This window comes from Zobellia galactanivorans, assembly GCF_000973105.1.
Classification (GTDB): Bacteria; Bacteroidota; Bacteroidia; order Flavobacteriales; family Flavobacteriaceae; genus Zobellia; species Zobellia galactanivorans.
In genome coordinates, this window is record NC_015844.1 from 3,054,460 (window position 1) to 3,079,681 (window position 25,222).

The window sequence follows — 25,222 nt, forward strand, 5'->3', positions numbered from 1 at the left end:
GGGTTTTTCTTTTTAAAACTGTTTGGGATTGTGGCTAGCTAATTGCTGGCGTCTTTCATTCGGTTTTCTATTTCTATCCAATGGTCTTTTCGCATGGAGAATAGGAAGTAATCGTAAAATCGAATCTTCCATCTGAACCAGCGCTTGTTTCTTTTTAGATAGTGCTTTGTGCATTCTTCGTTCAACCAGGTCTCATCGAAACCTCTCCATTCACCTAAGGTATTTATTAAATTGGCCTTTAGCACGGGAAAAACCTCGTACCGGTCAATGGCTTTTAGTTCGTTTAGCGATAGACCTGAGTCAAGAAAAGTACGGGTGATGGAATGGTAATCGTGAGGTTGTAGTTCCGTATCTAGATATAGTTCTGAAATGGATTGCCATATCGGAAGTCTTTGCTCCAATACTACGTTCTGGGATTTGTCTCCCGCCCATGAACCATCAGGCAATTTGCCTAGGGATGCTTTAGGTTTCTTTTTATCAGCTTTCATATAGAAAAGGTTGTTTCAACTGCATTTTCAATTTTTATCGGTTGAATTTTTCATGACATATCGCGTATACTATATGTATTTGTTTGGTGAGGTGTTTTCGGCATACTTGCTAAGAAATCTCAAATGTAAGTGCAGCCCCCATGTTCTTTAGGGGGTTAATAGGCTTGCTATGATCAAATCTTCTAATAGGGCTGTAATTTAACCATATTTCTACTTTATTTGGCCTTTCGGGCAATAGGCTTTAAATGCCTGTTTTTACGTTTAGGCCCACGGTTTTTTACCCCCGATCACTCCCCACTTCTTGGCGATTCGGCTTTCATGTAAAAGACTACGGATGTCATGCGTTTGGGGCTGGACCCAAGTATTTCAGCCGATTATATGGGACGTTCTTTTGATAATAATTATAAAAAATCCCGAGCCTTGACAAAGCTTTGAATTTGTCGTGGGCCCGGGAAAAATTATCATAAACTTTAGATGAGGCTATGTTATAGTTGCCTCCAAAATCAGTTTTTCTGAAACCAGGTTTGTTCACCTGATCCAGTGCGCAATAGGTAGTTGCCTTTGATAAGACCGGAAACGTTTAATCGTTCTTTACGGCCTAGTATGCCTTCTTTTTTAAGGACTGGATTGCCCGTCGAGTCAAAAACACGTAAACCATTTTCGCCCTCCACTCCCTCAATAGTCAAGGTTTCCGATGCGGGGCTGGGATACACTCTTATTCCATCTACGGTCTTTGTCTCCAACTGGGCGGAAAGCGCCGTACTGGCGGTAGGTGATGTCTCCTTTTTCCAAGCAAAAGTTTCCCAACCATTATCTACGGGCCCTTTCGGTCGGATTATCGCGTTGTTTTCGGTCCATGGAGCCTGTAGCCATTTGCCCGTAAGCACGTTTTTCAAGGCTACAAGTCCGTTTCCTTTGGATTTCCATTCGAATTGTTCCCAATCGCCCTGAAAATCGCCCGCGGCCCTTACCGGTTTGTTGATGTCGCTTCCTTGAACTTGTACATATTTACCATTGGAATTGGCCTTAAGGGTAATCCCGCCTTTAGGGTGTTTTTCTACTTTGAATTTTTCCCAGCTTTGAACGGTCGAGCCTCTTGCAACCAATTGGCTGCCATCTTTTTCACCGGTTACAAATTTACCGTCGCCTTGCGTTTTTTTGAGGGAAATGTAACTGCCGATCGGAGCATCGGAACTGTCTTCCGCGGCGGTGCCGTCAACCAATTTATACACCCGTACCCAATCTACTTTCATGGTGTTTTTAGAATTGTCACGGAGGTTTTCCGGCTTAGGAAGTCCGATATTGGCAACACCTGCCGTGGCAAAAGGGAATACTTCTGTGTCAAAAATCATTCTTAATTCCTCGTCTAAAGGCACTCTTGGAACGATACGCATAACCTGCTTGCCATTGAAGTAAAAAAGAAGTTCATTAGGACTCTTCCACCAGAATCCATAGGTGTAAAAATTATCCCTTCCCCTGCCGGGCATTTTATATTCGGTTCCAAGTGGTTGCAATCCGGCATGTTTTCCGTAATAATGTGTATTAACATGATATTGATAAGGAAGATCGTCCTGTCGGTTTTCTTTGGATGGATTTCCAATATGCTCGATAACATCGATTTCAGAAAATTGGCCAACGCGGAACCAAAACGAAGAAGTCATAGACAAAGAGGAGGCCTTAAAGCGAGCCTCGTAATAATATCCGGGTTGGGCCTTGGTCTTGGAAACCGCCGCGGCAGCATCTACCCAAATATCCTTAAAAGGATCTTGAACGCTACTTGGTTCTTTTCTTAATGTAGAACGAAGGTTTAGGAAACCGTCACTTACGAAAGCATTCCCTTTTTTAAAATTGCTGGGGGCTCGGCCCTCCCAAAAAGGGTGGTAATCATACCACTTATTGGTGTCAATGGAGTTGCCGTTAAATTCATCGGATAATTGTTCAACCTTTTCCCATTTCTTCCCGTTTGTAGGAGATGGTAATTGCGCAGAAAGATTTGCGCTTACTAAAAAAATTAAAAATAGTAATACTTTTTTCATGTTGTAAGATTTAGAGTTACGTAAGTGTTTACGTACAAAATTGATTGTTGGATTTTGGGAATGACTAAAAGGGGTATTTCCTAAAGAAATATATGTTTTGTTTCCTGTACCGGAGGCTATCGCTCAGTCATAGCGGAAGCGATTTTAAAGAGTAGGGGAACATGATTTTCTTGATATGGGCGGCGGTTTACGAGCCATAAGGAATGCAGATATTCCGTTAACGGACTATGTTTGCCCTACAATCTTATAAGTAGGGCGAAGGTTTGAAAATCCTTTGAACAAAAGAGGGTGGAGTTTTCTTCTTAATGCGGTTTGGGATCGATGCTTGCTAGTTGCTAACGTCTTTCATTCGGTTTTCTATTTCGGTCGATTGGTCTTTTTACATGGGAATAAGAAATAATCGTAAAAATGGATCTACCATTTGAACCAGCGCTTGTTTTCTTATTAATGCGTATTCATGAAACGGTTGTTTTGTCCTCACGGCCATAGGGTTTCAAAATACTCACAAACAACGAGCATGTCTTCCGTGGCTTGCTTTTCGCTTTCTTTCATTGTACTTGTAAAGAAATCCCAATGCGCCTTCTTCCATTTTTGTAGGGCTTCATTGGTCGTTCCCATATCTAGGGCGGCGTAAGCTTCAGAGATTTGGTTAAAGGGAATGGTATCTACCTTTTTGGTTTCAATGATTGCCCTTGCGGTTCCGTCAAAATCGGTAATAATGTGTTTTGTGCCTACGGATGGCAAATTTGCCTTGGCTTCTTTGTACCAAGAATAGAGTCCTGAACCCGCTTGCTTTTTCCCTTGTACGACCAATTCGGCCAAACGATTGGCATCTTCTTCATTATCGTGAAAAAACCAAGACTCAGGTTGTTCCTCTTCCTTAAACTCCGGATAGGATGTGGTAAAACGCTCCCACATCTCTTGAACGGAAGGATTTATGGCAAGCTCTTGCTCCGCTTTTGTTTCGCCTTTACAGCTGCTTAATACGAGAAAGGTAATTAGGATGAGGTGTTTCATTGTATTCTGGATTTTGTTGGATTTTGCGGCTGTCTTGTTGGTTAAACGAAAAGTAATGTAAATATCTGTAACCTTCAAAGGGGTAATAGGGATTAGAAAGAACGGAGCCCCTGATAATTATCATATTTTTTGAGGAGGTTTCATTTTAACTTTAGGTAGTAATTTAAAAATCAAAGTTATGATCTCTCAAATTTTCTCATCGTTAGATTTCGACCTTAGAAGCGTAATAATTTTAGTACTTGGTTTCGTATTCATCGGTTTTGTGATAAGCTCGGTGCTTTTTGGGCAACATGACCATAAATGCTAGACGAAGCGGCATTTTATTATTTAGTAGAGGGTGTCTTTGGGTGTGATGCTCCCAATTGAATAGGTATGGGCCTTTTGGGGGTTAGGCCGTCAAGGGATTTTAAGTCCATATTCAGCTTTTGCTATATCAAGATCAACTTTTTTCAGTTGGTTTCGTGTAGGTGGCATCTTCAGGGCAAATTACTGGAAACACCTATAGTGTGTTCGCTTTGTTTTATCTAAAATATTGTAATACTGATAATTATCATATTTTAAAATAGGACTTCATATTAAATTTGAAGGAAATAAATAATCGACCTATGATCTCACAAAATTTACCTCTCGTCAATTACGGCAATGGCATTATCATGATTGCCGTTTTCGCCATAGTGTGCTTGGCCCTGGTAGTCACCGTTGTACTTTTTATGAATAGCGGCAAGAAAAAATAGTTGTATATCCTTGATTATCTGTATTTAAGTTATTTTTTATTGCGAATAAGTCATGGTTTGGACGTTTTTCTTAACATTTTTACAAATGTTAAAGCAATCTTAATTCATAAGGGTTGTTTTTACTGATTTTTGGTTATCTTTAATAAGAATCGGATTACAATCTAGCGAAGTGTATCTTTTGCCGGTATTGTAGTGCTTTTATGGCCACCAATCTTTGTACCACCTGAAACCAAACTTATGGACGCTATATGGATATATACCACTGTTGTAATCGTAATATTTAGTGTGTGGTTGTTGTTTGTAATTCTTATGTACAAAAAGTTGAACAAATAAGCCCGACCCTTAATCGTTGTGATGTTCGCTGTTTAAAATCACGATTTTATCGGGGTTCTTACTAAGATATGATTTGATAATACTCTCCGTTTCCAAGGTGTTGTTCTGCTGAACGAGAAAAGTTTCCAGTTCGTGTTCGGCACTTATGTGTTCTTGTCGGTCGACGAAGCCATACCCCATATACGTACTGTTTTTTACATATACAAAAGCCTGCTCGTTTGCGTTTCTTCCTTTTTCCCTTATGACAAAATCTTCTTTTTGCGCCCGAATGTGATGTAGGGCCCGATGTACTTTTTCGTTGTAATGGTCGGTGGCTTCTTCTTCACGGCAGATGCCGTCGCAAGATTCGATGCGGTAATGTGAGCAGCTCTTTACGTTTTCCTGCAGATGGCAATACTTGGGGCAGAGCCTAAAGCGCTTACAGATTTCTTCGATGAACAATCGGCAATCGGTAGGTCCGTAGAGGGTCAATACCGAGTTTGGGGCCATTTTCAGTTTGTTGAAGGCCAGGTGCATAATGCCGTTGCGGTCTTCATAACTGAATATGCCGTAGGGTTGAATCTTTCTTTTTTGGGCGCGGTTGAATTCGGGGTAGTGGTGCTTGATGGCATTCGATTCCATCAACAGGGCCACGAGCTCGCTTCCCGAGAGTTCAAAATCGATATCGGCCGTGGCCTGGCAGAGCTGTATTTCCTTGGTAGACTTGTCGTAAAAATGGCTTAACACCCTCTTCTTGATGTTAATGGCCTTTCCTACATAGATGATTTTCCCCTTCCCGTCCTTGAAATAATAAATGCCGGGCGCTGCAGGCAGTTTTTCAAAGGCTTCCCTAGGCAGGGAAGAGGGTAGGGTGGTTTCCTGTGAGCGGGCGTTGAGGTGGCTCTTGAACACTTCTTCGGCCCCATCTGCGCGCAATAATTTTTTAAAAAGTAGGGTTGTGGCATGGGCATCGCCGCGGGCACGATGCCTGTCGGTCAAGGGAATGCCCAATGAAGAACATAGCTTTCCTAGACTGTACGAATGGTATCCAGGCAAGAGCTTACGCGATAAACGGACGGTACAGAGCTTTTTCCTAATAAAGTCCCTTCCCAAGAGTTTTAATTCGTTCTTGATTACATTGTAGTCGAAGTTTACGCTATGGGCTACAAAAATGGTGTTTTCCGTAATTTTCAGAATGTCATCCACAATTTCGTCCAGTGTAGGTGCATCACGGACCATATCGCCATCGATTCCCGTCAGTCGCGTGATGAAATAGGGTATTTCACATTGCGGGTTTACCAAGGAGGTAAACTCCTCGACGATTTCGTAACCGTCAAATTTAAAAATGGATATTTCGGTAATCTTATTACCCTTTATGCCATTGCCGGTGGTTTCTATGTCTACGATGCTGTACAAATGCGAATGAGGTGGAATTATACCCTAAAATTAAGCAAACTAAGGTCGACATAACAAAGTTTAACGTTATGTCGACAAGTGGGATAAGGTCCTAAAACCGTGGATGCCTCGATGACCGGGCTTTTGAGTCGATCAAACATTGTATAAAGAGCAGGCCAGAACGGGCCTAGGCCTATTTTTACGAAAAACGATACACATGCCGATCATAGGACATCTTATTAAGGGATTTATTGAAGTAAGGGATAAGCTTTCAGGATCGAAAGACCCTATAGCGGAACAAAAAGTCGTGCTTGACGAACTTTTAAAAAAGGCGGAAAACACCTCTTTCGGGAAGCATTATAACTTTAAGGCGATTCTAGAATCGGAATGCCCTGTCGAAGCATTTGCCAAGTCCGTTCCCTATTTCGATTACAACCGGATCGATAAGGAATGGTGGCAAAAACTACATGATGGGGAAGCGGATGTGACCTGGCCGGGCAGGCCCGATTATTTTGCCTTGAGTTCGGGCACTACGGGAAAGACGAGCAAAAAAATTCCCGTAACCGATGCTATGATAGACGCCATCCGAAAAACCGGGTTGGAACAGGTCTTTGCCTTGAGCAATTTCGACTTGCCCCCCGATTTCTTTGAACTTGGTATCTTGATGCTGGGCAGTTCAACGGATCTGAATAAGGTGGAAGGTCATCAAGAAGGGGAGATAAGCGGCATCAGTGCCAGTAATATTCCCACTTGGTTTCGCGGGTATTATAAGCCGGGCGAGGAAATAGCTGAAATCGATGATTGGGACGAACGCGTGCAAAAAATAGCCGAGGAAGCACCCAATTGGGATATTGGGGCATTGAGCGGAATTCCGTCGTGGATCGAGCTGATGTTACAAAAGGTCATAGATTACCATAATCTGAACCACATTCACGAGATTTGGCCCAACCTTCAGGTATATACTTCGGGAGGAGTGGCTTTTGGCCCGTATAAAAAGAGTTTTAACGCACTCTTGGGGAAACCCATTACCGTAATAGATACCTATTTGGCTTCGGAGGGATTTATGGCATTTCAGGCCAGGCCTGAAACCGATGCAATGCAGCTCTCTACCGACTCAGGTATCTATTTTGAGTTTGTACCCTTTGAACCCGAATATATAAAACCAGACGGGTCGTTAAGGGATGATGCACCCGCCCTACAGCTTTCGGAAGTGGAAGAGGGGCAAGATTATGTGCTTCTTATCAGTACGGTTTCCGGGGCATGGCGTTACCTGATAGGGGATACCATAGCGTTCACCGATGTGGAAAGGGCGGAAATAAAGATCACAGGGCGGACCAAGTTCTTTTTGAATACCGTAGGTTCGCAACTTTCCGTAAATAAGTTGGATGATGGTGTACAAGGTTTGGAGGAAAAATTCGGGATCCGTATTCCCGAATATACCCTCTGTGCCAAACGGATAGAAGGGGAATTTTACCATTGTTGGTATTTAGGCACGGAAGATAAAACCGATGATCAAGAGTTGGCCCGTGCCTTGGATGCATCCCTTAAAAACGCCAATAAGAATTATAAAGTGGCCCGCTCAAAAGCGCTGAAGGGCGTGAAGGTCGTTTCGGTTCCGCCATCCGTATTCCATGACTGGAACGGCAAGAATAAAAAGAAGGGCGGACAAGTAAAGATGGAACGCGTTATGGGCGAAGAGAAGTTTGAAGAATGGGAAGCTTTTGTAAAATCGTAAGGCCCTGATTCGATTCGATATTAGGACCTTGGCCCGGAAGCTTCACGTTTTTTTACGATGGCCATTATTTCTTCGGGGGAAAGGTAGTAGCGGCGTATACGGGCTTTGTACTTTTCATCTATATCGGCATTTTCAAGAATGAACGTCTTGGTCTTTAGAATGTATTCGTGCATGCCATGGGCTACGGCAAAAGTGTCTGCAGCGCGTTCGGCTTCCTTGATATAGGCTCCTGAAAAATAATATTTGAGTCCGAACCAGATGAGGTTTAAGGTACTTCGTTCCCGATAATCCATCACGTGGCCCAGCTCATGGCCCAACCAGCCGATCATAATATCTTTTGGTACATCTTGGGTTAAAAACACTTGGTTTGAAATCTTTATGTGTTCACTGATCAGAATAACATAGGCCCGTTTTTTCCTTCCTTTGATGAGGCTGTTGAATTTCGGTTGGGCCCGCATGGTAGACTGTTTGACTTTCTTTACGATTTTAAAGGTAATAGGGGTGTCGGCCAGCTCGGGGTAATGGGAAAGGGCGATACCCGCCTCTTCCTTAATTGCGTCGGGAGCAAGGTGCTGTGCATGGAGTTGAACAAAGGCCATAAGGAATATACAGAGTTGAAAAGGATGCAAAATTGAAATACTATCGGTTTTAAATGACGGGTTAGCCTCAAGATATAAAACCCTTGAATATTTTGACCCCGTTTTTCTTAACCGGTCAATTATAATTCTAAAAACACACGCATTTTTGGCGGTAAAGGGGGATTTTTAGGTTTTAGGAGGGTACGTTGGTACCATTCGTTAAAACCATATACAGGCATGCATCTACAACGGACAAAAAGAAATATTTTTAGGGGGCTTCTCATGCTGCTGGCCTTTTTGGTGCTTGTGATTATCGGTGCCCAATGGATGGCCAAAGATGCCATAGCGGGTTTTTTGAAGAACGAATTGCCGTCCGGTATTCAATTGGATTATGAAGATATCGAGGTAAATGTGTTGACGGGTAGCGCCAAATTAAAAATGATAGCGTTAAAAGTGGGAACCCAAGATTCCCTACGGGACGGTACCGCCAAAATAAATGCCTTAGAGGTTGTCGGGCTGGGGTATTGGCAGTTTCTTGTCCATCAGAAAATCACCTTAAGGACTTTATACATTGAAAGGCCGATCCTGACCTATGGTTTGAAGGACAAGGAGAGTGATACGACCCGTAGGGGGAAGCATCCCTTAGGCAGCGTACAAGCGCTGGAGGTTGGTAGTATCAAGGTAGTGGACGGTGATGTTACACTCTATAAAGATCAAAGCGACAGTGTTGCCTTAAAGCTCGATTCGGTAAATATTGAAATCAGTGATGTGGCTACCGATGCGTCCCGTATCGTTACCAAGCTTCCGGTTACTTATTCCTCCCTTGGGTTTAGTGGGGCTTCCTTAATGGCCGACCTGGGCCCGTATGAAACTTTAGGGGTAAGTAAGGTCGAAATAAAGCATGGGGCGTTGGTCATCTCTGATTTGGCGCTAAAGTCGAAATATTCCAAAAAAGAATTGTCTTGGCATCTGCATAAGGAACATGACTTTATTGATTTAAAAATTCCCGAGCTCAGTTTTGAAAACATGGAATTGGGGTATAGTGAAAATAAATATAGGTTGCGTACTGGGATAGCGGTCATGAAGGGGCCTGACCTCGAACTGTATCGGGATAAGCTCTTGCCCGATGATACCGAACGGAAAAAATTATATAGCGAGGCGCTTCGTGAGCTCCCCATACAATTGGATATACCCAAGATAGAGATAAGCGGGGGGCATATTGCCTATAGTGAACGGGTCAATACGGAAACCGCTCCGGGGAAAATTAATTTCGCCGAAGTGAGTGCCCAAATCCTCCATGTGCAGAACATTCCGGGCAAGAAGGTGAAAACAAGTGTGGAGGCCAAGGCCTTATTAATGAACGAAGCGCCTATTACCCTCAACTGGTCTTTTGATACCCAGAAGAAATCGGATGCCTTTTTGGCTTCCGGAACGGTAAAGGGGTTTAACCCGAAGAACCTGAATCCCTTTTTGGAATCCAATCTACGGGTGAGGGCCCGGGGCGACATTCAAGAACTGTATTTTACGGTGAGTGGGGACGCCGTATCTTCCTTAGGGGATATGAAGATGAAATATGAGGATTTTGAGTTTTCCGTTTTAAAAAAGGACCGCTTGCGCATCAATAAATTATTGACGGCCATAGGAAAGGTTTTTGTAAACGATGGGTCGAACACCGATGAAAACGGATATCGTTACGGTGGCATAGAGGCCCAAAGAGATCCTACCAAGTCCTTTTTTAATTACCTATGGTTAAATGTGAGCGATGGGCTGACTTCCACCATTATCGGCAACGGAAAGAACGAAAGGAGAAAAAAATAATTTTTTTGGGCTAAGGAGGCACACGGTAAAGTCATAGTTTAAAGGTATCATAAACTAAAACACGGAAAAATGGGAGTTATATCAAAAGACAAAAAGAAAATCACCTTATATTATAATTCGGAGAATTCAATAGGTAAGCAGACCTATGCCTACGTTGAATCCGCGGATGAAGATATATTGGCGATAGACATATCAAAAACAAAGGTGACCGGTACCCAATGGGCGGAGATTGCCCATAGTATGAACCGGCCCGTAGGAAGTCTTGTAAACCAAGACCACCCTGATTTTAAGGAAAAATACGGTGACCAAAAGGTAGACCTCAACGAACATGATTGGTTGCGGGTATTGGAAAAGTCGCCATCTACCTTGGCGTATCCCGTCGTTATAAAGGGCGACCGCTTTATTCCGATAAAAAACCCATCGGATTTTGTGAAGTTCTTAGACGATGATAGTGCAGGAATAGATAAACCCTACTCATAACCGTTTAGGTCAAAAACAGAATTTTTTGCGCCAAACTATGAAGGGGAACCTGCTTAACTTTAGGTATAGTTTAAAAGAAGTAGAATCTTAAAAATAAAGAAAATGAACCAAGAACAATTAGAAGGTAAGTGGAAGCAAGTAAAAGGAAAAATTAAACAGAAATATGGAAATTTGACCGATGACGATGTCACCTATTCAGAAGGTAAATTCGACGAAATGTTGGGTAGGGTACAAGAAAAGATCGGAAAGGGCAAAGAAGAATTGAAAGAGGAAATTGCCAGTTGGTAACACAAGTCAATACCAATCGAAATAAGAAGGCCTGGGCATTTAAGTCCGGGCCTTTTTTTTATTCCCTATGGTAGTTTTTATCGGGTATGGCCGTGAAAAATGCGCCCGTTTCGGTATCTGCCGACGGTCCATAGGCCATAAGGAAGGTGCCTTTAATAGCATCGTTCGTTTCAATAATGTAGAGAATGGAGAGGTCTTCGGGGTCGCTCATGCCCTCATATCTGATTTCCTTGACGATGGTTATCTCTTGAGGGGTATAACCCTTGTGTGTTTCAAGATCGACCAAGGTACCGGCTTCATAGCGGAATCGGCGGGTGTATCCTTTTTTTTCATAAGCGTTCATGGCGTCCATTTCATGCTTGGCGTATTCACTGTCCATAATGTTAGGTATTAAGGTGAAACAAAAAGAGGATGGCCGCATAACCATCCTCTACAAGTAAAAGTTTATATCGTGATCGGTTCTATATCTTCTTGCGGCCCATAATCAAACTGATTATGAAAAGTACTATAAAGATAAAGAATAAAATCTTGGCAATACTAGCAGCTCCGGCGGCAATTCCCCCAAATCCGAAAATTCCTGCGATTATGGCTAATATGATAAATATAACGGTCCAACGTAACATAGTTTTTGGTTTTAAGATTACTGTTCATTTGTCATCGGCAAGGGTTGTCTTGCTCCATGTTTTACAAATGTCCCAAAAGGTGTGTATACCGCTTAGCTGAATTAGATATAAAAATAACCGTATGCCTTAATTAACAGGGAGTATAGGAAGGGGTTACCATCTATTCTAGAAATAATTCCAGAGGGCCACGGCTCCATTATACGAGATGATGATGGAGAAGAACAGTGCCGCTGTGAGTCCAATATTAAGCAATGCGGTCGCCTTGTGTTCCTTCATGAGTTTTTTGTTGTTGCACAACAGTATGATGCCAAGGATCACGAGGGGAAGCACAAATACGTTGAAGACCTGTGAAACAATCTGCATCTGGATCGGGTTGGCCCCGAATACGGGTACGATCAAGGCGAATAAACAGGCAATGGCGGTAATGATCTTAAATTGTTTTGAGGTCGTGTCCAATTCTCCCGATTGGTAATCGGCAAGTAGAATAGGGGCAATGAGCAAACAGGGGAAAATAGAAGATAGCCCCGCACTTAATGTACCAAAAAAGAAAAGGGTCAATGCAAATTTGCCCGCCACCGGCTCAAGGGTGTTTACCATGTCGAGCACCTTGGTCACGGGTTGTCCTTGATGAAAAAGGGCTCCACAGGCAACGGCCATGACCGAAGCACTGATGATAAAGACCAAAGAGGCCGCTATAATGGAATCTCTCTTTTGTTGTTTTAGGTTCTTGATGGTCCATCCCTTTCCTTTAACGAACAAGGGGCGTGATAAAAACGTTGCCGCGGCCATGGTGGTTCCAACAAAGGCAGCGACCATCATTCCTCCTCCCTCGACCTTTGGAACGGTCGGTATAAGTCCTTTGGCCACTTCTATGGGAAGGGGGTATACCATGAATAGGGACACTAAAAATGAGAGTCCCATTATAGTAACGAAAATCACCAGTATCTTTTCGAAAAAGGTATACTTACCGATAAGCAGAAAATAGTACATGACAATAATGACCACAACGGCAATGGTGAGGACCAATTCATATTGATAAGCCGCCAGGGCTGGAAAATAGATGAGGAATATCTCAAAGATGATATTGGCCGAGATACCAAGAATGCCCATAAGCGAGTTCCATTGGCCGAAAGAAACCCCCAAAATAATCAGTATGGCAATGGGTTTGCCCCATTTTAGGTGTTTTTTAAACGCATAGAGGGCGGTTTCGCCTGTTACCAAAGCATAATTGCCATAGGCGAACATGAGCATGCCCGAAAAAACGCAGCTTAGGACCAAGACCCATAATAGCTGCATACCATAGGTACTTCCCGCAACGATCATAGAGGTGACGCTTCCCGTGCCAATAGTGTATCCGATGGCAAAGATACCAGGGCCAAAGGCCAGTACCATAGCAAGAATCTTTTTTAGCAAGCCCGGTTTCTCTTCAAGCATTGTTTCAAATATTTTAAAAGTTTGTTTATGGCTATTGCCCAATAGCGGCCACCGGTTTACACTTCTCCGGATAGAATTTTGTTGAAATCGTACGATTCGGGGTCGGGAAGATAGGCCTTGGCCGCTTCGTAGTCGCTCTCTTCGATATAGTGCATGTTCTGAAAGAAGAGCCTCGCAAATTCAGAGTCTACCTCCACTAGCCGGGGGGCTATTTTGCCGTCTTCACCTTGTAGGTCTTCCAAAAACAGGGGAGTGACCTCGCCACGGGAGTTCGCCGTAACGATACAGCCGCTAAGGCCTTGGTCAAATAGCTTTTTAACGCCAATTCCCAAGAGCGTACAGAGCGTAAGGTCAAAACCTATGGGTCTGCAACAGCGGAGTTCATAGCCAAGCTCTACGGGCCTACTTTTTATATGGATGCCCAGTTCCTTCAATTTTACCTGAACGAGCATATTAAAGATGTGTGACTTGCTCACGTTGCCCAATTCAGGATGGCCGTGGTCGTCATAGGTGAAGTTGATACCACAATGATCGAGCTCACTGTCGGGCATGATGTGGAAGACCCCTTCACTTACCAGGGCAACACCGTAGTTGATGTTTTTTATCTTTCGTTTTACAATAGACGATATGATCAAGCGTACCACCTTGTCAAAAGTAATGGGGGTCTGGTTGAACATTTCGGGGATGACCATCATCGGAAAATGGCAACTGGCAGCGATACCGAAGGCCAAATGGCCCGCCGAGCGCCCCATGGTAGACATTACGAACCAGTTTTGGCTCGTACGTGCATCTTCGTATGTGGTATTACCGATACGTACTCCTTCGTCTTTGGCCGAATGAAATCCAAAAGTTGGGTTTCGGTCGGGCAAGGGCAAATCGTTATCTATGGTTTTGGGCACATGTATGTTCGAGATCGATATGTTCTCTTTTAACAGGTACCCTGTAATTCTGTTGGCCGTAGAGGCGGTGTCGTCACCGCCAATACTGACCAACAGTTTTACATTGTTATCGGAAAAAAGTTTCGTATTTATCTTTTCGTCGCTCGGTTTGAACCTACTCATGATCAAAGTAGATCCGCCACGACTAAAAATACGATCGGCATGTGCAAAATCGAATTCCTTGATTTGCGGTTCTTCGGAAAAAATACCTTTAAAACCTTCGTGAAGGCCAAGTACGCGGTAGCCATCTTTGAGAAAAATTTTAGCTACGGTGCTTATAACGGCATTGATGCCCGGTGCGGGACCTCCGCCACAAATGATCAGTATCGACTTTTTAGAAGCCATCTTTTTTATTTTAAAAAATTACCGCGCTACCCTTCCGGAAGCGTCGCCACCCATTAATTTCTCTACTTCGCTTACCGTAACCAAATTGGCATCACCTTTAATGGTGTGCTTTAAACAAGATGCGGCCACGGCAAAATCGAGGGCATTTTGGTCGTCTTCGGGGTATTGCAAAAGACCGTATATCAATCCACCCATAAAAGAATCGCCACCACCTACGCGGTCTACGATATCGGTAATCTGATACTGTCGGGTCTCGTACATTTTTTTACCATCGTAAAGTACACCGGCCCATGTGTTGTGCGATGCGGATATGGAGCCCCTTAAAGTGGTTATCACTTTTTTGGCTTTCGGGAACTTTTTCATCATTTGTTTACAGACCGATAGAAAAGCCTCGGCCTTTACCTCACTGCCTTGTTTGTGCACGTCAAGTCCTTCAGGATGGATCCCGAAATGTTTTTCGGCATCTTCCTCGTTGCCCAAGATAATGTCGCAGTAGGAGGTAAGCTCGGTCATTATGGCCTCGCGGTCACCACCATAGTTCCAGAGCTTGGCCCTGTAGTTCAGGTCGGTGGAAATGGTAATGCCCATATCGCTGGCCACTTTTACGGCCTCCAAACAAACATCGGCGGCACTCTGTGAAATGGCAGGGGTAATGCCCGTCCAATGGAACCATCCGGCTCCTTCAAAGACTTTTTTCCAGTCGATCATTCCTGGTTCAATTTCGGAAATGGCCGAATGGGCACGGTCGTAGACTACCTTGCTTCCTCGGCTTACGGCACCGGTTTCCAAAAAATAGATTCCGAGACGGTCGCCACCAAAAATAATGTTTTGGGTGTTGACGCCCCTTTTTCGCATTTCCATCAAGGCGCATTCACCGATGTCGTTTTTGGGCAAACGGGTAACAAAATCTACCGGAACCCCGTAATTGGCGAGTGATACCGCGACATTGGATTCGCCACCACCGTAAACAACGTCAAAGCTGTTGGCCTGTGAGAAGCGTAAGAATCCTGGAGGTGCTAAACGGAGCATGATCTCTCCGAAGGTTACTACTTTTTTCATTTTAAATCGTGTTACTATATTACTGTTTTTAAGTGCTATTTTAGATATAAGCGGTTAGATTCCTAAAGCTTGCCCACCCCCAATTTGTATGGTTTCGGCGGTAATGAATTTTGCATCGCTGCTTGCTAGGAAAGATACTACACCGGCTACATCTTCGGGTTGACCTAATCTGCCCAGCATAATGCTGTTGGCCCATGAAGCAAAAACTTCGGGCTTGGTAGCTTTGATCTGTGCGTGAAATGGGGTGTCTATGGTACCTGGGGATACTGCATTTACCCGAATCCCATATTCGGCCAAATCTTTAGCCAATGCTTTGGTAATAGTGTTAACACCCGCTTTCGAGGTTCCGTAGATTCCCGCTCCAGGTCCACCAGCGGTCCAAGCTGCATTTGAAGTATAATTTATGATAGAAGCGCCTTCTCCTTTTTTTAGATAAGGAATAGCCGCCCGTGAGGCAAAAAAGGTAGAATCTAGATTCAGTGCCATTACCGATCGGTAAAACTCCGTAGTCATTTCCTCAAATCTTGATCGACCTCCTAGACCTCCGGCATTGTTTACAAGGGTATCTATTTTCCCGTATTTCTCGCCAATTGCCTTAATATTCTTGGTGACGGCTTCCTCATTGGTAACATCAAAACTATAATATTCAGCTTCAATACCTTCTGAAGTAAGTTCCTTTACCCTTTCTGCGCCGGCTTCATCGTCTATACCATTTAAAATAACGGTATACCCATCTTGCCCTAATCTTTTTGCTACGGCAAAACCTATTCCACCTGTTGCTCCTGTTATTACTGCTACTTTTCTTTTCATTTGTATGTTAGTTACTGTTAATGATTTTTTTTTTGATTAAACTGACTCAAGTTCTACGGGGCGTATCCGCTTTATCAATCCATAGATCGATAGTACCGCTAGGGGAGCCAGTACGGCAATTACAATAAATGCGGGAGTATATGATACTGATGCTATCATTGGAATCAAAGAGTTCATAATGATGACCGAGACAGCTGCCACGGTACCGGCCAAACCGGCCAAGGTGCCCACGGAGGGTCCGCGGAACAGGTCGCTTGAAATGGTCTGGATATTACCAATGGCAAACTGAAATCCGAAGAGTACGACAGCCACGATATAGATAAAGGTCATCGGATTCTTTTCGGTTACCAGGAATATGATGCCCAACAAGCCTAAGAAAATCAATGCGCCCCCAATGGTTATGGTAATCTTTCTCGCGGCATCCACCGTTTTGGTTTCCATTAATTTACCGCTGTACCAGCCGCCGACAATACTTCCTGCCATACCGCCCAAATACGAGATCCAAATAGTAGATCCTATTTCTTCGATACTGAAACCGAACTTCGAGTTGAGGTAGAGTGGCATCCATCCTACAAAGAGCCACCATATCGGTTCGATGAAAAAACGGGACATGAGTACGCCCCAAGATTCCTTATAACTCAATATTTTAAGTACCGAAAGTCCTTTTTCCTTCTTCTCTGGCGAACTAAAGGCAATTTGATCGGCAAGGATGATCTTTTGTTCTTCTTCGGTGATCCAAGGGTGGTTTTCAGGCTTGGCCTTGTTGATAACCAACCAAGGAATGACCCAAAGCAAGCCGATGGCACCGATGATGATAAAGGTGGTGCGCCAGCCGAAATGCCCGTATAGATAGGCGATAAGTACCGGGGCGATAACACTTCCTAGTGAAGCTCCCGCGTTAAAAATACCTTGTGCAATGGCCCGCTGTTTAACGGGGAACCATTCACCGTTGCTCTTTACCGCTCCTGGCCAGTTTCCGGCTTCTCCCAAGCCCAACATGGCCCTGAAGAGCGTTAATGAAACCAAACCTCTGGCGAAAGCATGGAAAATTGATGCTACGGACCACACAACTATGGAGACCACAAAACCCATACGGGTGCCGATGATATCATAGAGCTTGCCCGATAAAAACTTACCGGCGGCATAGGTGATCATAAAAACATTGAGCATTATGGCGTAGTCGGACTCGTCCATACCCAAATCTTTACCCATTTCAGGCCACATAACACCAAAAGCGGTACGGTCTATATAGTTAATGACCGTTGCCAAACAAATTAGGGCGATAACCCACCATCTTAAACCTTTGACTTTCATCTTCGTTCTTTTAAATTATTCATTGTATTTAGGCAGACGAATAGCAGGCCTAGTCCTTTGGGGATAGGCAATAAGCAATTCAGGATACCTGTATTTAAGGGACTTAAATACGTATTATGTAAATAGGATATGGCATGGGCGGCTTAGCCGTCTACCTTCATAGGATAAGTTGTTTTTTAGTATTATTAGTCTTCCCTTCAGTATTTGAGATCAGGATAAATCGTGCACTTTTATCCTTTTCCAATTTTAATTTTACGGTCTTTGCCATAGATGTAATCGTACAATTTGCTAAAGTGCAATTTCATCTTTTCCTTGGCGAGTTGTGGGTTTTGGTCCTTAATGGCCATATAGATGTCTTCATGCTTTTTTACCTCTGCCAAGGCTACATCGCCATCACAAACGCGATCTTGGTCATAGGCCACGATAATCTCGGGGGTAATCAATAGCATGAGGGTGTTCATGGTGCTGTTCTTGCTTGCCGAAGCGATCGCCAAATGAAAGAGTAAATCTTCTTCAAGGCAATCATCACCGGCTATCATTTTTGTTTTGTAGGCATTAAAGGCCTGTTTAAGGCGTTCTAAGTCTTCCTCGGTTCTTCTGAGGGCCGCTAATTTTACGGTTTTGAGTTCAAGTAAAATACGGGTTTCGACCAGTGATTTAAAATCTTGCTCTTCCAAGCTAAGAATATCGTCGATCATACCGTTCATGGCAATTTGGCCAATATTGGCGATGAAAGTCCCGCTTTGGGGTTTAGAATTCAATATGCCGTAGAATTCCAATTTTTGAATGGCTTCGCGAACGTTACTTCTGCTAACACCGAACTTTTCTGAGAGTACCCGCTCGGCAGGTAGTTTATCCCCAGGTTCAAGGTTTTTGTAATTGATAAGATCACGAATCTTGGCGATGATCCCATTTTGGATATCCCTATTTTCGTGTTTGGTCAATATTTCTAGTTTCATAGCGTAAGCGGTTCAAAATTGGTTAACCAGATTGGTTTGTTAAAATTATAAAAAAATAACCTACTAAAAAAGTATTTTTTGTTTTATAAAAATCAGCTTTCATGGGGCATTGAAGCGATTTTTAGAATTCTACCGACCCGTGGTGAGCGGGTCGGCAAAATTACTGCCAATCTAACTCAAAACAACATAATTTTAATTCTTATTTTATATAGTAGGTACTTCGTTTTTATAGAAAAACCAACTAGTGTATAACTTCTAAATCGTAAAATTTCACCTTGGCGTAACTCCCTTCATCCTTACTTTGAAAGTAGTTTCCTGCCTTGAAGTAATTTTCGAAGATTCCCCACCTTTTGATATTGACATCATCATAGACCGCATATTCCGTATTGTTCATAATGACTACCAATTTCCCTTTGGAAACCTTGACCTCAAGTTTGAACTTTTTAAATCCGACATAGTCGGGGAAGGTATATCCCTCATCATCGCCCCAAGCTTCTTCGTGTAAAATTTCTTGATCCGAAGCGCTTTTGTTCTTCAGTACCTTAGTCTTTACCCGTACATAGCCTTTGTCCCAATATATTTTTAATATGGGCGGGGCATTGTTGTCTTTTGCCCCAATGAGCTCTTTTTGCTCGTTGGTCAATCGGCCATGGATTTGCATGATTATGGTTCGATGGTACTTGCCATCGGAATCTTTGGTGATTTCGTCTACCGCCAAAGTTCCCTTCATCCTTCCTCCTTGTTCAAATGTCCAATTCACATTGTTGTCACCGGGTACCATTTGCTCGCGTAGCTCGCTTCTTGAATACTTGGTGTTGGCCGTAGTTGAATTCGGAAAAGCATAAAATACCAATGAACCATCGGTGGAATCATTATAGAAATAGGGACGTACGACTTCATTCGTAGCGTATTCCAAAATTTCGGGAGGCTCAACTTCTGTTGGTTTTCCAACAGGAAGGGTAAGCTTCCAATGACTCAGGTCTATTTTGGGTAACTTATATTTCTTGATGTCGACACTCTCGGTTTCCGGAGTGTCTGAATTCGCATAGGGCCCATCTTGATGATTTGCCGCAACTGCCAAGTCATTACTGTCTTGGCAGTTTCCGGCAGAAACCAAAACTAAACTCAAATAACAAGCTCTAAAAAAGTTGCTTAAAAACTGCATTTTTTTATTTAAGGTTGTTCTTCTACTGGAGCAATGGCAACATTATCCAAGTAGGAATCTTTTGCGTTACCGTCGTGGTCGAACAATATGCTTATTTCACCATTGGCACCTGTTTCGAAGGCTACCGTAAGCGTGTTAAAGTTGCCTTTGCCTTCATTTACGGTTCCTGATTCTTGTGCCAATAAGGTAGCATCGGCAAACTCGCTGAAATTACTCAGTTGTCCATCGATAACACTTGCCCGTACACTGTCTCCGTCAGCTTGCAATGCATATCTGGCGGTCAAGACATATTTGGTGTTCGGGGAAACTTTAACGGCTTGATAGGTGACACGGTTGTTATCGCTTCCGGAGGGGTATTTGGCACCTCTTGTATCGGCTTCCCCGTCACTGGTAGTTTGGTGAATGGTCGCCCCTTCAATTCTCCAACAATCCCTACTGTCAAGACAACTGTCATCGACACCGTCATCAAAAGCGGCCCCGCCAATTACCGGTGTTATCGCTAGTGGAATTTCAGGTTCAACTACTTCAACGGTTTGTGATACCGTACTTGATACGCCTAATTTATCGGTAGCGGTCAAGGTAACCGTGTAGGTTCCTTCATCTGGGTAGGTATTGCTGCCATCTACATCTGTAGACGTATTACCGTCGCCAAAATCCCATTCATAATCAGTAGCACTACTGGAGTTGTTACCAAAGGTAAACGTCAGGAAGTCATCGGTCGGCGATATTGAAAAGCTTGCCGATGGAGGGGTCAGGTCAGCCTTTGAATTTGCTTCGGGCAGTTCGTACTCGAAGGTGTCTTCACAAGCAATACCGGATAGGATTACGACAAGCGATAGAAATCCGTAGTACTTGTTTTTCAATATTTCGATATTTAAAATATGTTTCATTTTTTACAGTTTTTATGGTAAACCAAGTGATTAGTATCCCGGATTTTGACTCATTGATCCGTTGCTCAGGTTAATCTCGTTTTGCGGAATAGGCAGTAACAAGTCGGTTGAAGAATACCCAAGGTTATTCGCTGAGGAGAAGGCGGAAAAAACGGATTCCGCTTGACCAAATCGAACCAAATCGAAGAAACGATGATTCTCGAAGGCCAATTCGACCCTTCTTTCCAACAACAAATCTTCTTTTGTAACTTCGGTAACTGGGTCGGTAAGCCCCGCCCTGTCGCGTACAGCCTGAAACGAGGTCAAAGCTTTTGAAGCGGTAGTGCTGGCGCTACCGGCCATAATAGCTTCTACATGGAGAAGAAGTACATCGGCGTATCGGATTACGATCCAATCGTTGCCAGCAAGTGTTGGGTCGCTATCAAAGCTTTTCCCATTCGATCCGCCATCTTCGCCGTTCGGAAGGTATTTGGTTACCTGATACTGACCTACCTGCGAAGGGTCAGGCCTATATGAGACCGCGGTCCTATCACCCCCAAATTCATCTAATACGGCAACGGCTTCACTGGTTACATAGTTCACCCCAGAAGTTCTACCTACACCGTTCAACCATTCGGCTGAAAAGTTTTGACTGTCTGAACTTAGGTTTGGAAGGTAGCCTATCGAGAAGATAACTTCATTGTTTTCTTCGTTGTAAAATACGTCTTCAAAGTCGGGTTCTAGGGAATAGCCTGAAGCCATTACACTTTCCAATAGGGTTTGGGCTTCTGAATAGTTTTCTCCCAAGGTCAAATATACTTTTGCCAAAAGGGTCTGTGCAGCAGCTTTGGAGGCTCTTGTGCGGTAGGTGTTGTCTAGCCCATCAACTGCAGTGGACAAGTCACTCTTTATAAAGTCATATATAGAAGATGCCGCAACCCGGGCAAATTGAATATCGGTTTCCAAAGGTCCGACTACCCTATCTATCAAAGGAACATCACCATAGAGGCGCACCAAATTGAAATAGGCATAGGCTCTAACGAATTTAGCTTCGGCTTCATATGATGCTTTAGTCGCTGCATTTTCTATTACATCAAGATTGTCCAATACTACATTGGCCCTATAGATAATGTTGTAATAGCTCTCGTAATAATTGGCAATAATACCGTTGTTCGGTGTTATGTTATAACTTTCGAATTGTGCTGCTTCACCCTCGCTACTTTTGGTACGGGTATTATCGCTCCGCATTTCGGTGATGTAGAATTCGTATTGAATACCATGTCTGTCATCGGGATCCGTCGAATTTACTCCTTGAATACCGTCATACATATTGATCAAAGCGGTTTCTAATTCTTCTTCTGTAGAGAAGTAGGTTTCCGAAGATACTCCTGATGTTGGTGCGGGAGACAAGAAGTCCTTTTCGCAGGCCGTAAAGGATACGACTACCGCCAGAAGCATCGTTATTAGTTTGAATTGTTTCATAATATATCGTGAATTTTGTTTATACTGTTCTGATTAAAAATCAAGGTTAAGTCCTATAGAAATCGTTCTATATATAGGGGAACCTGCTCTTTGGTAACCGTAAGCTGTAGGACTTGTTCTGTCTACGGATTCAGGATTGAAACCTGTATAGTCATCTGCCGTCTTGTACATAAGGTTTTGGCCACTAGCATATATTCTTAAACCAGACACACCATAATCACTCAAAACGTCTTTTGGGAAATTGTATCCAATATTTACGTTTCTCAGTGCTACGTACGAAGCGTCTTGAATAATATCATCAGTAAAGATTTTTTCTTTGATAAATTCTTGGTTAGGCGTTGTTTCAGGATTGAAATCTTGAGAAGAATTGAAATGGTTGAACAGGTATTGGTCTCCCATGTTCCTGATTTCGGCCCCATGTGAACCTTGGAACATAAAACTAAAATCGAACTTGCCAAGATTAAACTCGTTGGTGAAACTCCAGACTAATTCTGGATATGGGTCTCCTAAAGCAGCTTTGTCTTCATCATCAATAATACCATCGCCGTTTAAATCCTTTACGTAAACATCTTGGGCTTCGCCACCAACAGGGTGGAAAGCATCGTTCAAGTATTCAAGCGGAATGTCTTTGTCGACGACCCAACCGTAGAATGTGGAAATCGGTTGTCCTTCAAGGTTGATCCACTCTGCTGCCCTTTTAGAGTCTACATTTGTAATTTGACCGTTGGAGTCGGCGAAGTCTACTAAAGTATTCTTGTTCGTTGAAGCTATGATGGTAGAGGCCCACCTGAAGTTTTCTGTAACAATGTTCTTTGTTCTCAGTTCAATTTCATAACCTTCGTTTTTGACTTCACCTAAATTAACAAGGGCACTGTTAAAACCTGTAGTCACTGAAATCGGATTGTTCAATAATAGTTGGTCACTGGTTCGTTGGTAATAATCAACGGAGCCCGATACCCTATTGTTAAAAAAGCCGAAATCCAAACCAGGGTTGAATTCTCTCAAACGCTCCCATTGCAGTCCCGCGTTGGCTATGTTCAGAGGGTTGAAGCCCGCTTGTAATGAACCGTCTACGGAATAGGTCGTTGAGCCTAAAAGGGCCAAGTATGGGTAGTTGTCTACCAAGATATTACCTGTGCTCAAAGAACTCGTACTACTACTGGTATCGGGATCAACACTACCTACGTTGAGCAAATCGTTTCCTGTTAGACCGTAACTGGCCCTTAATTTAAAAGTGCTTACGATATCACTATCCTGTAAGAAGTTTTCTTTGGCAAGGTTCCAACCAACAGAGGCGGCAGTAAAATTACCGTATTTGAAGTCTTGACCGAAGATAGAGCTACCGTCCCTTCTAAAGCTAAATGAAGCTAGGTATTTATCGTCATAAGCATAGTTCAGTCTGGAAACGTATGATAGGCCGTTCTTTTCCCATTCAAAGGCATCTGCGTTTGAAATGGTCGTGGCGTTGGTGATTTGCTTAACGGCATCGGAAGTATAACCAGTTCCGCTAATTTGTGAATAAAACGATTTTTTCGTTTCAGCGGTTACACCTAAAATTACACTTAGATCATGTTTACCGAAACTCTTGTTATAGGATAGAAAGTTGTCGGTAATAAGGTAGATTTCCTTTTGTGAATATTCATCCATTGAGGCGCCTGCGGCACCGTTTCTACTGGATAGGGTACCTTGCCATCTTGTTCTTTTGGTGTCTTGATACGAACCGGAAAGGGTAGATCGGAAACTTAAACCGTCAATAATGTTGTAATTACCGTAAACGCTACCGAACATTTTGAATTTTTTGTCGTAACGTTCGCGCTCCAATACTTTGGCCGCAGGGTTGGCATTCGAGGTGTTACTGATACTTACCCCACCAGAATCTGCAGGGGCACCGGCGTCGAGGTCGTAGCCGTCAAAATGATATTGTTGTGCGTAATCACCGACTTGCACATCGGCCCACGCCCCATTATCTTGAACCCTATTTACAAATTGAATAGTGTTTTCATCATGGTAAAGTGGTAGCCAATTGGTCTGTCTTAATATATCGTGGGTACTTCCATCAAACCTTCTTCTGTTTGTGTAAGAAGGGGTGAAGTTCACACCAAAGGAAAACTTATCGTTTATTTTGGTATCTACTTTAAGTCTTAATCCGTATTTTTTGAAATCATCGGTAATTAAGACACCTTCGTCATGTGAGTAGTTAAGGGCGGTGCTATACTTGGTTTTTTCACTTCCACCGCGAGCCGATAGGGAATGACTGGTAATGGTACCACCGTCAAAAATGACATCTTGCCAAGAACGGTCAACACCTATGAGTTGTTTGTATTTTGTCCTGTCGGATAATGACCCGGTGGCGGCCAATTGGGCTTGTGCAGTTTCTTCTATTGAAAAGGTATACGCTTCACTATGTCTAGCTTCTTTAAAACCAGTATAGGTACTATAGTTGATACGGGTCTTACCTTCAACACCACCTTTTGTGGTTATCATGATAATACCGTTGGCACCTTTTGAACCGTAAATGGCAGATGATGCTGCATCCTTTAAAATCTCGAAAGACTCTACATCGTTCATGTTCAATGAACCTAGGAAGTCTGAACTTACAATTACACCATCGACAACGACCAATGGGGTAGAGTCACCGGCCATAGAGCCTACACCCCTGATATTTATGGTAGGAGCGGCTCCTGCTTCTCCGTCGGTGGCTTGTATGTTTACCCCCGATACCTGCCCGACCAAGGCATCATCGACACGAGCTACTGCTATTTGATCGAGGTTTTCGTTGACTACTTTTGAGATCGAACCGGTCAAATGTGATTTCTTTTGGGTTCCCCCGTAACCTATAACCACCACCTCGTCTAATTGTTTGGCGTCTTCGGCCATGGTTATATTTAACTCGGTCTGGCCCGTTATGGGTATGGTTTGTGTAACATAGCCGATGTATGAAAATTGAAGAATATCGCCTTCTGAAACGTTTATTTGAAATAATCCGTCAAAATCTGTTGAGGTGCCTTTGGTTGTATTGGCGATTATGACGTTAACTCCCGGTATTGGAACATTGTCCGCATCGGAAACCGTGCCTGACAGTGTGTAACCGTCTTGGGCAAATAGCGATATATTGAGACACAATAATGCTATTAGTGTGAGTTGAGTTTTTAAATTCATTTGTAATAATGTTAAGTTAGTAATGTTCATCGGTTAAGGTCCGATACCTAAATGAGATTGTATAGAATCGCATTTGTTCTTCAACTTACTAGTGCACGTTACTCATTAATGTCCCTGAATTTTGTACTTTTGTAATGAGCGTGTATAGTAAAGTGTACATGTTCTTAGTATTACTTCCCTTCAG

General features: G+C 43.2%; 22 protein-coding genes. 5 read left to right on the forward strand and 17 right to left on the reverse strand.

What is annotated here, in order from left to right:
- Positions 1 to 38 precede the first annotated feature (38 nt).
- The 3 genes from ZOBGAL_RS12325 to ZOBGAL_RS12335 form a co-directional block, all read right to left on the reverse strand.
- A complete protein-coding gene (locus tag ZOBGAL_RS12325; protein ID WP_013993944.1) occupies positions 39 to 488 on the reverse strand; it encodes a DUF7079 family protein in 450 nt (149 codons plus the stop codon).
- A 503-nt stretch (positions 489 to 991) separates the two neighbouring features.
- On the reverse strand, positions 992 to 2,524 hold the full coding sequence (porA, locus tag ZOBGAL_RS12330) for a beta-porphyranase PorA (protein WP_013993946.1): 1,533 nt from the start codon (positions 2,522 to 2,524) through the stop codon (positions 992 to 994).
- Positions 2,525 to 3,001: 477 nt separating this feature from the next.
- On the reverse strand, positions 3,002 to 3,541 hold the full coding sequence (locus ZOBGAL_RS12335; RefSeq protein WP_013993947.1) for an ASCH domain-containing protein: 540 nt from the start codon (positions 3,539 to 3,541) through the stop codon (positions 3,002 to 3,004).
- Between the two features lie 605 nt (positions 3,542 to 4,146).
- On the opposite strand from ZOBGAL_RS12335, the gene ZOBGAL_RS23925 reads away from it, so the two are divergent.
- Positions 4,147 to 4,275, forward strand: coding sequence for a hypothetical protein (locus ZOBGAL_RS23925; RefSeq protein ID WP_013993949.1), 129 nt, complete (start codon positions 4,147 to 4,149; stop codon positions 4,273 to 4,275).
- 342 nt (positions 4,276 to 4,617) lie between these two features.
- Here the strand turns inward: ZOBGAL_RS23925 and ZOBGAL_RS12340 are convergent, their stop codons facing one another.
- On the reverse strand, positions 4,618 to 6,003 hold the full coding sequence (locus ZOBGAL_RS12340) for an exonuclease domain-containing protein (protein ID WP_013993950.1): 1,386 nt from the start codon (positions 6,001 to 6,003) through the stop codon (positions 4,618 to 4,620).
- Positions 6,004 to 6,199: 196 nt separating this feature from the next.
- Here ZOBGAL_RS12340 and ZOBGAL_RS12345 point away from each other — a divergent pair, with 196 nt between their 5' ends.
- A complete protein-coding gene (locus tag ZOBGAL_RS12345) occupies positions 6,200 to 7,717 on the forward strand; it encodes a GH3 family domain-containing protein (RefSeq protein ID WP_013993951.1) in 1,518 nt (505 codons plus the stop codon).
- 20 nt (positions 7,718 to 7,737) lie between these two features.
- Here ZOBGAL_RS12345 and ZOBGAL_RS12350 read toward each other — a convergent pair whose 3' ends face one another.
- Positions 7,738 to 8,316: a M48 family metalloprotease gene (locus ZOBGAL_RS12350; protein WP_013993952.1), complete on the reverse strand. Its 579-nt coding sequence runs from the start codon at positions 8,314 to 8,316 to the stop codon at positions 7,738 to 7,740.
- 216 nt (positions 8,317 to 8,532) lie between these two features.
- Between ZOBGAL_RS12350 and ZOBGAL_RS12355 the strand changes: the two genes are divergently transcribed.
- The 3 genes from ZOBGAL_RS12355 to ZOBGAL_RS12365 all read left to right on the forward strand — a co-directional run bounded on the left by ZOBGAL_RS12355 (position 8,533) and on the right by ZOBGAL_RS12365 (position 10,881).
- Positions 8,533 to 10,113 carry a hypothetical protein gene (locus ZOBGAL_RS12355; protein WP_013993953.1) on the forward strand — a complete coding sequence of 527 codons (1,581 nt, stop codon included), beginning with the start codon at positions 8,533 to 8,535 and terminating at the stop codon, positions 10,111 to 10,113.
- A gap of 69 nt (positions 10,114 to 10,182) precedes the next feature.
- Positions 10,183 to 10,593: an arsenate reductase family protein gene (locus ZOBGAL_RS12360; protein WP_013993954.1), complete on the forward strand. Its 411-nt coding sequence runs from the start codon at positions 10,183 to 10,185 to the stop codon at positions 10,591 to 10,593.
- A 102-nt stretch (positions 10,594 to 10,695) separates the two neighbouring features.
- Positions 10,696 to 10,881 (forward strand): CsbD family protein, encoded by a 186-nt coding sequence (locus ZOBGAL_RS12365; RefSeq protein WP_013993955.1) that lies wholly within the window; start codon positions 10,696 to 10,698, stop codon positions 10,879 to 10,881.
- A gap of 58 nt (positions 10,882 to 10,939) precedes the next feature.
- Here the strand turns inward: ZOBGAL_RS12365 and ZOBGAL_RS12370 are convergent, their stop codons facing one another.
- The 12 genes from ZOBGAL_RS12370 to ZOBGAL_RS12425 all read right to left on the reverse strand — a co-directional run bounded on the left by ZOBGAL_RS12370 (position 10,940) and on the right by ZOBGAL_RS12425 (position 25,038).
- Positions 10,940 to 11,260: a hypothetical protein gene (locus ZOBGAL_RS12370; protein WP_013993956.1), complete on the reverse strand. Its 321-nt coding sequence runs from the start codon at positions 11,258 to 11,260 to the stop codon at positions 10,940 to 10,942.
- An 82-nt stretch (positions 11,261 to 11,342) separates the two neighbouring features.
- Positions 11,343 to 11,504 carry a DUF1328 family protein gene (locus ZOBGAL_RS23060; protein ID WP_013993957.1) on the reverse strand — a complete coding sequence of 54 codons (162 nt, stop codon included), beginning with the start codon at positions 11,502 to 11,504 and terminating at the stop codon, positions 11,343 to 11,345.
- Positions 11,505 to 11,669: 165 nt separating this feature from the next.
- On the reverse strand, positions 11,670 to 12,938 hold the full coding sequence (locus ZOBGAL_RS12380) for an NRAMP family divalent metal transporter (RefSeq protein ID WP_013993958.1): 1,269 nt from the start codon (positions 12,936 to 12,938) through the stop codon (positions 11,670 to 11,672).
- Positions 12,939 to 12,994: 56 nt separating this feature from the next.
- Positions 12,995 to 14,221 carry a 6-phosphofructokinase gene (locus tag ZOBGAL_RS12385; protein ID WP_013993959.1) on the reverse strand — a complete coding sequence of 409 codons (1,227 nt, stop codon included), beginning with the start codon at positions 14,219 to 14,221 and terminating at the stop codon, positions 12,995 to 12,997.
- A gap of 18 nt (positions 14,222 to 14,239) precedes the next feature.
- The gene (locus tag ZOBGAL_RS12390; RefSeq protein WP_013993960.1) at positions 14,240 to 15,280 is read right to left on the reverse strand and encodes a sugar kinase; all 1,041 of its coding nucleotides are present in this window, start codon (positions 15,278 to 15,280) and stop codon (positions 14,240 to 14,242) included.
- 54 nt (positions 15,281 to 15,334) lie between these two features.
- Positions 15,335 to 16,090, reverse strand: a complete 756-nt coding sequence (locus tag ZOBGAL_RS12395) for an SDR family NAD(P)-dependent oxidoreductase (protein ID WP_013993961.1) — start codon at positions 16,088 to 16,090, stop codon at positions 15,335 to 15,337.
- 36 nt (positions 16,091 to 16,126) lie between these two features.
- On the reverse strand, positions 16,127 to 17,404 hold the full coding sequence (locus ZOBGAL_RS12400; RefSeq protein WP_013993962.1) for an MFS transporter: 1,278 nt from the start codon (positions 17,402 to 17,404) through the stop codon (positions 16,127 to 16,129).
- Positions 17,405 to 17,634: 230 nt separating this feature from the next.
- Entirely contained in the window at positions 17,635 to 18,363 is a 729-nt protein-coding gene (locus ZOBGAL_RS12405; protein WP_013993963.1) for a FadR/GntR family transcriptional regulator, read from the reverse strand.
- Positions 18,364 to 18,604: 241 nt separating this feature from the next.
- The gene (locus tag ZOBGAL_RS12410) at positions 18,605 to 19,492 is read right to left on the reverse strand and encodes a polysaccharide lyase family 7 protein (RefSeq protein WP_231854760.1); all 888 of its coding nucleotides are present in this window, start codon (positions 19,490 to 19,492) and stop codon (positions 18,605 to 18,607) included.
- A 44-nt stretch (positions 19,493 to 19,536) separates the two neighbouring features.
- Complete coding sequence (locus tag ZOBGAL_RS12415) at positions 19,537 to 20,418, reverse strand: PKD domain-containing protein (protein WP_013993965.1); 882 nt, start codon at positions 20,416 to 20,418, stop codon at positions 19,537 to 19,539.
- Between the two features lie 30 nt (positions 20,419 to 20,448).
- Positions 20,449 to 21,879, reverse strand: a complete 1,431-nt coding sequence (locus ZOBGAL_RS12420; RefSeq protein WP_013993966.1) for a RagB/SusD family nutrient uptake outer membrane protein — start codon at positions 21,877 to 21,879, stop codon at positions 20,449 to 20,451.
- Positions 21,880 to 21,912: 33 nt separating this feature from the next.
- A complete protein-coding gene (locus ZOBGAL_RS12425) occupies positions 21,913 to 25,038 on the reverse strand; it encodes a SusC/RagA family TonB-linked outer membrane protein (RefSeq protein ID WP_013993967.1) in 3,126 nt (1,041 codons plus the stop codon).
- Between the last annotated feature and the right edge of the window lie 184 nt (positions 25,039 to 25,222).